This is a genomic window from Metabacillus sp. YM-086 (assembly GCF_048059995.1).
In the GTDB taxonomy this organism is placed as follows: domain Bacteria; phylum Bacillota; class Bacilli; order Bacillales; family Bacillaceae; genus Metabacillus; species Metabacillus litoralis_B.
In genome coordinates this window covers 1-8,736 of the sequence record NZ_JBLUOI010000125.1, presented here as the reverse complement: position 1 = coordinate 8,736, position 8,736 = coordinate 1, and the positions used below count along the sequence as shown (strand labels likewise).

10 protein-coding genes and 1 pseudogene are annotated in these 8,736 nt (G+C 36.6%); all 11 read left to right on the top strand.

Annotated elements, in window-relative coordinates:
• On the top strand, positions 1-1,225 hold a 1,225-nt coding region (locus ACEWK1_RS26420), incomplete at its 5' end, for a reverse transcriptase domain-containing protein (RefSeq protein WP_416636808.1).
• A gap of 103 nt (positions 1,226-1,328) precedes the next feature.
• Positions 1,329-1,532 (top strand): annotated as a pseudogene (locus ACEWK1_RS26415) (JAB domain-containing protein); the annotation flags it as partial.
• A complete protein-coding gene (locus ACEWK1_RS26410) occupies positions 1,525-1,944 on the top strand; it encodes a hypothetical protein (RefSeq protein ID WP_212137885.1) in 420 nt (139 codons plus the stop codon). The pseudogene ACEWK1_RS26415 and the gene ACEWK1_RS26410, both read left to right, overlap by 8 nt.
• Before the next feature lie 24 nt (positions 1,945-1,968).
• Positions 1,969-2,364 carry a hypothetical protein gene (locus ACEWK1_RS26405; RefSeq protein WP_098796459.1) on the top strand — a complete coding sequence of 132 codons (396 nt, stop codon included), beginning with the start codon at positions 1,969-1,971 and terminating at the stop codon, positions 2,362-2,364.
• Positions 2,364-2,588 (top strand): hypothetical protein, encoded by a 225-nt coding sequence (locus ACEWK1_RS26400; RefSeq protein ID WP_098796458.1) that lies wholly within the window; start codon positions 2,364-2,366, stop codon positions 2,586-2,588. The genes ACEWK1_RS26405 and ACEWK1_RS26400 overlap by 1 nt, the downstream gene beginning before the upstream one ends.
• Positions 2,589-2,655: 67 nt before the next feature.
• Positions 2,656-3,024, top strand: a complete 369-nt coding sequence (locus tag ACEWK1_RS26395) for a DUF6094 domain-containing protein (RefSeq protein ID WP_212137887.1) — start codon at positions 2,656-2,658, stop codon at positions 3,022-3,024.
• A gap of 696 nt (positions 3,025-3,720) precedes the next feature.
• A complete protein-coding gene (ltrA, locus tag ACEWK1_RS26390) occupies positions 3,721-5,613 on the top strand; it encodes a group II intron reverse transcriptase/maturase (RefSeq protein WP_212137889.1) in 1,893 nt (630 codons plus the stop codon).
• A gap of 142 nt (positions 5,614-5,755) precedes the next feature.
• Positions 5,756-6,415 carry a DUF6094 domain-containing protein gene (locus ACEWK1_RS26385; RefSeq protein WP_285849234.1) on the top strand — a complete coding sequence of 220 codons (660 nt, stop codon included), beginning with the start codon at positions 5,756-5,758 and terminating at the stop codon, positions 6,413-6,415.
• A gap of 12 nt (positions 6,416-6,427) precedes the next feature.
• The gene (locus ACEWK1_RS26380) at positions 6,428-7,072 is read left to right on the top strand and encodes a hypothetical protein (RefSeq protein WP_212137893.1); all 645 of its coding nucleotides are present in this window, start codon (positions 6,428-6,430) and stop codon (positions 7,070-7,072) included.
• Positions 7,073-7,142: 70 nt separating this feature from the next.
• Positions 7,143-7,988, top strand: a complete 846-nt coding sequence (locus ACEWK1_RS26375; RefSeq protein WP_212137895.1) for a phosphoadenosine phosphosulfate reductase family protein — start codon at positions 7,143-7,145, stop codon at positions 7,986-7,988.
• A gap of 93 nt (positions 7,989-8,081) precedes the next feature.
• A partial coding sequence (locus ACEWK1_RS26370) for a hypothetical protein (RefSeq protein WP_416636807.1) occupies positions 8,082-8,736 on the top strand: 655 nt, incomplete at its 3' end.

Below are 8,736 nucleotides of genomic sequence, written 5' to 3'. Positions count from 1 at the left end.
TGTAGAAGAATGGACTTTTCACAAAACTTACAGTGGAACCCCTCAGGGTGGCATAATTAGTCCGTTATTATCGAATATTTATCTGCATGAATTAGATAAATATGTAGAACAATATGCACTGGACTATAACAAAGGTAAAAAGCGCAGACATAATCTTATCTATCATAACGTAGCATCAAAGATTAATCATAGTAAAAGTAAAAATAAACGTGATTGGGAACGGTTAACTGAAGAAGAAAAAGCTGAAAGGCTTAGAAAATTAAAAGCTCTATATAAAGAGTTACAAAGCCATGAGAGCAAAGACCTCTTTGACCCGAACTACCGTCGAATGAAATATGTGAGATACGCTGATGATTTTATTATCGGGGTTATTGGCAGTAATAAAGAAGCTGAACAAATCAAGAAGGATTTAACAGATTACCTAGCAGATAAACTCAAATTAGAATTAAGTGCTGAAAAAACGTTGATAACACATAGTAAGACAAACGCTAGATTTCTAGGATACGACATTCGAGTAGCAAGAGATTGGCAAAGAATGAAAATGTCAAATGGTACGAAAAAGCGAAAGTTCAACTATCAAACGAAGCTATTCGTACCACATGAGAAATATATCAAAAAACTCATCAATTTAGGTGCATTAAAAATTGGCAGCAACAATGGGTGGAAACCTGTTCATCGTCCGTATCTAGTGCATAACGATGACCTTGAAATTCTTCGTACGTATAATGCGGAAATTGAAGGATTATATCATTATTTTCGTCTAGCAAGCAATGTGCATGTACTTCAATCTTTCCGTCAAACAATGAAATACAGCATGATTAAAACGTATGCCAGTAAATATAAAAGTACCGTTAGTAAAATCATTACAGAATTTTCGATAAACGGGAAATTCGGTATACATTATAAAACGAAGGATGGTCCTAAAATTGCCTTTTTTACGGAACAACGAATGGAAAAGAACTCGGAAATCAATAAACAATCAGTCGATATAATTGAAAATACGTTACTTTACGGTGGCAGAACAAGCCTCATTGAACGCCTTTTAGCTGAAAAGTGTGAATGGTGTGGTGCAGAAAATGTTCCATTAGAAATGCATCATGTCAATAAACTTAAAGATTTAAAAGGTAAGAAACGATGGGAACAAACCATGATTGCAAGAAATCGCAAGACGATTGCCATGTGTGTAAAATGCCACCATGACTTACACAATGGAAAGTTAGATTGATAAATGGAAAGCCGTATACTCTGAGAGGAGTACGTACGGTTTGGAGGGGAGTTCTTGGAAACCTACTTAGGCAACTAAGCAAGGCGCCGGGTTCTTACCCTACTTTAACGAAGCATTAATGAGAAGTGCTGCTTCCGTTATTGTAGCTCATAACCATCCATCCGGGCATTCGGTTCCTTCACGTGAGGATATTGAAGTCACGAAGAGACTAGTTGAAGTTGGGAAAATTGTAGGTATCGAGGTTTTAGACCACATTGTTGTGGCAGCCAATGATTTTACATCTATAAAGGAAAAGGGTCATGTTTGATCAACAGCTACAGCAATCTCATTGCTTAAGGATAAGAGAGGGCATGACTTTAAATAAAGGAGATAGAGTAGAAGTTTACTATAACCTTGTTAAAGGTGGAATTTTTTCAATTAAAAGCCTGGTAAAAGGTACATGTTATGGGAAGGTGGTTGCCTATGCCCCCACTGTACTTATGTCTAATGGGAAATTCGTAGTTAGTAAGCCAGGTATTGAAAAAATAAGAAGTGAGCAACGAAAAAGAGTTTGTGCAGTTGTTCGCGGAACCTTTGAGGGAATAGGTTCTCCTATAAACGGAGAAAAGGTCTATTTTAACCCTTACATTACTGACTTATTTACAAGAGCATCTGATGGAGTTGAAGTACATTCAGCCGAGATGATCTATTTTTATAACAATATTTGTGAGGTTCATTAATTACACATTTTAGGAGGATGAAAGATGAAAGCGAAATTTCGTACTGAAAAGGTTGAATATGTAATAGAAAATGGTGGTTATTCTCGAAATGGACATTTTGTACAAGGAGAGGTTAAGTTAAAGTCACTATCTATTGGAAGTGAAGCTCAGATTGAAATAAAAACAGGAGCATACACTCAACTTATTCGTACTGATATTGTTCATTCAATTGATCTTTGCCCAGCTATCTTTAAAATGCAAATGGCTACTGAAGTCCATCCGTATCGTATTAAAGTGGTAAATAAGAATTCTAAACCAGGGATTTTTATGAAAATCGGTACAGAGAAGGAAATTCAAGCTTATGTAAAAGATAGATTTAAGGGTAAAAGAGTAACATACGCAATTGAGCCAATCCCTACAAGATTGGAGCTGGTTCAATAATGAAGACTTATAATGTAGGTGAAAAAATCGAAGTGATTTTAAAAGGGAATAAAAAACCGATTAAAGCCGAATTCGTAAAATGGCAACCTATTGAAGATCGAGCGGGCAACTTCTTTTTAGTTTTAAACTTTAAGGGAGAACTGCGATATATCATCGATGGATTTATTGGTTTTATTAATGGACAACCTTTTACACCAATTGAGCTTAGTAGGGTAAGTAATTAAATAATACATTACTTAGAAAACCGATTCTTTTTATGGATCGGTTTTTTATTTTTAGGAGGAAAAATAAATGGCTAGGATTGCATCGCAAAGTAAAGGTGGATTTTACGCAACACCAGAAGGACAATTATCACTTATATTACCTCACCTTCAGATTAATCAAGATGAGGAAACTGAAGTAATAAATCTATTAGATCCTTGTGCTGGTGAAGGGAAGGCTCTTAAACAGATTTCTCAGTATCTACAAACGTATGACGTAGCAGTTGCAAGCTTTGGTGTAGAGCTTGAAAAATCTAGAGCAAAAAAAGCTGAGGAACTATTAGATGTTGTCATAAATGAGGGATATGAATCGATAAGGACGGAACCTAAATATAGTTTGTTATGGCTTAACCCTCCTTACGATGAAGTAGTGTGCGTTGTTCCTAGACAATCTGTTTAGAAATAAGCAGTAAAACTAGGGGGTAAATCAAATTGTAAAGATTTATCTAACTTTATACCTGAATTGAATGGTGTAATTCCATTCCAGATTGAATGTTGGCAATCTAGCTCTAATATCCGACATGCAAAATAAGGATGCCTTTATCTTGTATGAAGCTCGGTGAAAAGCGGGAAAACAGACCTGAGAAGCGGTTAGTGAAGTACGCGAGAGGCTAAAAGTCACTATGCTTACGAACAGGAACCTTCTACGACGCCTCGTTACGTAGACCTGCTCGAACATGAAGAGTTTGGCTCCCACAGTGGAGTTCAGTCGTGGTAGATAAAGGACTTCGTTATTCTACTACATTTAACCTCTAAAGGTTATTTGTCATAAGTCCCCCAACAATGGACAAAATGACGACTGACGGGGTAAAGAAGGAAGCTAAGGTGACCACATTAAAGCTAAGGTATAAGGAACAGCGGAGGCTCGATAGGAAATGTAAAGGAAGGCATATTCCAATGTTCCTCGATGGTAGGAAATGACCATCTAAATCGAGTGGCAGCAGCCTGTAGTAATGATGAAACATCTGTAATAGATGTGGAGTGAAGGGGCATAGTCTATATCTATTTAGTTCAAACCCTAACAGTTATGGAAGCCGTTGTGCGTAACTGACTAAACCATTAAACGGTTAATCTCTGAAAAAAAGGGGTGAAGCCGATGGTACAAAAACTTAACTATCCAAATACAGAATTAGAATTTCGCACTCTACAAGATAAAATGTACCAAATTACAAAGGATTGTCTTGATAAAAATGAACCAGTTAGCTTTAAAGGATTATTAGAAATAATATCATCCGAAGCGGTTATACTATCCGCCATCCACAGAATAAAAAGAAACAAAGGAAGTAAAACACCTGGGGTGGATGGTAAAAATATAAACGATTTAATCCAGCTCCCTTATGAAGAGGTTATCAAGTTGGTAAAAGATAAACTTACAAACTATAAACCTCATAAGATCAGAAGGGTGCATATACCTAAAGGTGGTTCTAATGAGGTGAGACCACTAGGTATACCTACAATGATAGACAGAATTATTCAGGAATGTATCAAAAGCGTAATTGAACCAATTATCGAGGCTCAGTTTTTCAGACATTCATACGGGTTCCGCCCTATGCGAGATACCCATATGGCAATGGAGAGGATTAAGGATATCGTGTACAAAACGGGATTCCACTGGTTTGTAGAAGGGGATATTAGCAAATTTTTCGATAACGTAAACCATACCATACTTATTAAACGATTATGGGGTATGGGGATACGTGACAGAAGAGTATTAATGATAATAAAAAGTATGCTTAAAGCTGGCATACTTAATGAACTCCAAACCAGTGAAATAGGAACACCTCAAGGGTCGGTGATTTCTCCACTCCTAGGTAATGTTTACCTAGATGCTATGGATAAATGGATAACTAGAGAGTGGGAAAATAAGCAGACCAAACACAAATATTCGAGTAACCAAAATCGTTTTAAAGCATTACGAACTAGAGGCAACTTTAAAGAAGTTTACCTAGTCCGATATGCTGATGATTGGGTTTTGATTACTAATTCCAAACGAAACGCTGAGGTGTGGAAATGGAGAGTCTCCAAATTCCTTAAAGATAGATTAAAGCTTACATTGTCGGATAAGAAAACTGTCATCACCAATATTCGTAGGAAAGCAATTAAATTCGTTGGGTTTGAATTCAAAATTATCAGAGGCAAATCAAAGAATGGTTATATATCAAGAGTGAGTCCTAATAAAGAAAGGCTTCGGAAGAAAATCAACGAGATTAAAAAAGAAGCTCATAAACTCAGATTTTCTAAAACGAATCTGGCACATCACTTTAATCTTATCAACTCAAAGATTAGAGGCTTAATAGAGTATTACACTCCTGCTAACACTGTAAATGTTGAATTGCAAAACTACCAACATAGTCTCCATAACAAAGCTCTGAAATCATTGCAGAGAAGGAGGACAAGAGGTAAAAATGCTCACAAGTTTTGGGAGTTGCTACCCGCTAATGAAGTGGACAATTTACGGTCTGTACATAGCCGTTACAAGACCAAAATTCTTGTAATTAAAGCAGACAATATGAAAATTGGTCTTACTTCTCTAGCATTTTCAAAATGGGAAATGCCACCTCTCAAAAATCAAAAAGAAACACCTTACTCTATCGAGGGTAGAGAGCTGTATAGAAAGAGGACAAATAAAAAGCCTGTTCTCGCTAGAGCAGATGAACTACTATCCACCCATCTATCAGCCGTGCTTGCCTTTAATAGACCTGGTAACAGATATAACTTTGAATATTTCCTTAACAGAGCATACGCATTCAATAGAGACAAAGGAAAATGCAGAATTTGCGGAGGGCTAGTTAGTACATACGATGTTACTATTCATCATATAAGACCTAATTTACCTATCGATGAAGTAAACAAAGTATCTGAACTAGCTACAGTTCACGAAAAGTGTCACGCCATGATTCACGATAAAAAGGATTACTCTCTACTCAATACAAAAGTGTGGAAGAAGATTAAAGTATTTAGAGAAAAGTTAGGTGCTTTGAATTACTAGATAAAGATGGAACGCGGTATGAGGTGAAAGTCTCACGTACCGTGTGAAGTGGGGGAAAAGAGCATCTTAACGAGTAAAGTCGAAGAGTGCTCTTACCTATCACTATTTTCATGAGAGAACTGAATTACGCTTTCTCAGGACGCTGACCAGCAAAACAAAAAACGTACTCGTTGATAATGGGTTACTAATGTTCTGTGTACCTCAATATGTGTTAGGAGCATGTTCTTCTCTTCTAGCTGGGAGGTTCAAGGATATAAAAGTTTATCGTTTCACTGACGAAGCGTATCCGGTATTTAAGCAAGTTGTTGTTTTTGGAAAGTTTGGAAAGTCTCATTCCAGTGAAGCTAGAAAACAAACGAAAGCATACCTTAAAGAAATAGCGGATCAAGGTCCTGAAGTGTTACCAACCATTGAAGAGATTGAAGAAATGTTTATAGTGCCTAGTAGCACAGACATTCAATGCTTTAGAGCTGGTAAATTACGTAATGAAGAACTTGCTGAAGATCTTGCTCAATCACTCGCCTATCAAGAATTTGAGAAAAGAGTTACACCAAAAGCGAAGAACAGTACGATGAAAAATCCGCTTCTTCCTTTAAAGGTGACTCACGCAGGTATAGCCGTTGCTAGTGGAGCAATAGGAGGAAACTTCGGAAATCACATCATTGTAGGTGTAACAAAGCAGGTCAATGAAAAACAAGAAGTACTCGATGAAGAAGGATTAGCGAAACAGGAAGTATATATCAAACATTACAAAAGTGTCGTTCGTGTATTTACCACTGATGGTATACATGAGATTCAATAGGAGGAACTAATTGTGAGATTAATATCAAATATAGATTGTGGTTACTGTCATGATCAGAACGCCTTAGCTTTATGTGAAGAATGCGGAGGAAAAGGATATCTGCAGATTAGATTTTCGAAAGATATCCCATACTATCTATCTTTATCATATGTGAAGTTTGATCCGCTAACAGGACTCTTTGGAGTGTTTTTGTTAGAAGATGAGATATTAGGTGTAGGTAATGTTGATATTTCAAGTCGTAGCCTAGTCATTTATGATCTTCAATCTTTTAAAGGAATTTACGGACAATCTTTAATGGTGAAAAGCCTTTGCAAGATGGAAAGTATACATTCTATTCATGGATTCACTACCAGTCAGGATGCTATCTTTTGGGAGATTCTTGGAGCAGATATACAAAGAGACAAGCAGGAATGGACTTTTACTATCTTCGTTGGAGAAAGAAGCCCTATACAAAGTAGGAATGCTCATATTAATTGGTCTGAATACTTTGATTGGTTTGATTCTGCAACTGATATGGAAGCTGATTTTATGATGAGGTATACCCCACCTTCTTTACGTAAGGAGCAGGTAGATCATTATTATTCAAATGGTTTTTACTTAGTGGAGAAAAGTTCAAGAAGGAACTTATCTTTAGAGGAAGTTTTTACTCTATATTAAGAGATTACTATATTCATTTTTATAATGAGAGGAGGCAAGCTACTGTTCGTAAAGAATAGTAGCTATTTTTATGAACATTGATAAATTAACTGAGTATGCTAAAAGTCTAATTGTCCCGCTGCCTGATGAAATGAAACCATTTGGAGATTATCGAATTCATTGTAATTTTAGTGGAGGTAGAGACAGTATAGCCTGTGTTTTACTCCTTTTATACGGTTACGGTGTACCGAAAGAACAAATAGAGATGGTTCATTTTAGGGTGGATGGTAAGCAAGAGGCATTCTTTGATTGGAAGGAAACTGATGAATATCTAGAGTATTGTCAAGATATTTTAGGATTGCCAATGGTTATTCTTAACCCAGATAAAAGTTTAAAAGAAAGAATAATTGATAGGGGAAAATGGCCTTCAGGGGCAACTCAGTATTGCACATCTTACCAAAAAAGAGATACCTACAGTAAGTGGGTAAGGAGCTTAGGTGCTGGAAATTATTTGTGTGTTAGCGGTGAAAGGGCGCAAGAAAGTCCAAGACGTGCTAATAAGCCTAATTTCCAAGTTTACAAGACAGCAAACGCACCAACAAAAGGGCGATACGTTGATTGGCTTCGTCCTATCCATCATTTAATGAAGGATCAGGTGATGAAACTAAATGAGCTTGCTGGAATTAAGCCACACCCTTGTTATCAATATGTTTCACGATGCAGCTGTAAGTTTTGTATTTTTCTTTCACCGAATGAGATGAAGAAGGTCTCAGAACTTTACCCTGACGATTTTAACGAATTAATTCGTATGGAAAAGGAAATGGGACACACGCTTAAATGGGAAAAGAAAAATCCGCTATCGTTAGTAGACTTTATAAAGAAGGCAGAAGGATCAGACAAACAGTTATCGTTTGATTTACCATGTTTTTTTGAATGAAAAATGAAATTATAAAAGGAGGGATTGTCCTCTGACTTTGTTTTTTAGGTCAGGGGTATATCCCTACCTAATAAAAGTCATGGCAAAATACGTATGAATATTTATTTACAGAGTACTGATCGTCATTTTGAAGCAAAATTACAATTTATTGTGAAAGAGGAAGATCATGTGTTAGCTGCCTCTTATATAGGAATTCCAGAAGCGGTTACTGCTATAACAGCAGGTATTATTGAAGGTAGAACAGTGGTTGTAGAAGGAAAGGAGCTTACAAGAGGTCACGATCCTTTTAGGAGGATTGAACGTAAAGTAGGAATTGGTGATGTGGCTCATGCCTTTATTTATAACTCATTGACTACTTTAGATGGTTTATCTGGTGTTATTGATAGTGATAAGAACACGAGGGGGTATATCTTATCTCTTCATGGAAACATCAAAGAAGATGTTGCTCAACATATGATTTCACGCTTTGGGTTACCACCGGAGTGGAGTGACCATTATGCCGGTCTTTTTGGATTTATGATCGAGGACTTGGAAGTCATTCAGAATCCAGCCTTTCAACATTTAAATCCAAATTTAAGGGCCCTGAAGATAAACGGCAGCGAAAGTGATGTTTTAGAGGTAGTAGAAATGGCACTAAAGAATCGCTTACTTACCATTCCTGAATCGGAGATCGAAGGTAAATTTGATCCTTCTTGGTCGTTAAAAGAATATATGGTTAATAACGCTAGTGCAATGAATAAAAAATTAA

Bases quoted from the DNA above. Each gene is read 5' to 3' on its own strand.
- ACEWK1_RS26410 (WP_212137885.1), top strand. From the start codon at position 1,525: ATGTTTGATCAACAGCTACAGCAATCTCATTGCTTAAGGATAAGAGAG.
- ACEWK1_RS26405 (WP_098796459.1), top strand. From the start codon at position 1,969: ATGAAAGCGAAATTTCGTACTGAAAAGGTTGAATATGTAATAGAAAAT.
- ACEWK1_RS26400 (WP_098796458.1), top strand. From the start codon at position 2,364: ATGAAGACTTATAATGTAGGTGAAAAAATCGAAGTGATTTTAAAAGGG.
- ACEWK1_RS26395 (WP_212137887.1), top strand. From the start codon at position 2,656: ATGGCTAGGATTGCATCGCAAAGTAAAGGTGGATTTTACGCAACACCA.
- ltrA (WP_212137889.1), top strand. From the start codon at position 3,721: ATGGTACAAAAACTTAACTATCCAAATACAGAATTAGAATTTCGCACT.
- ACEWK1_RS26375 (WP_212137895.1), top strand. From the start codon at position 7,143: ATGAACATTGATAAATTAACTGAGTATGCTAAAAGTCTAATTGTCCCG.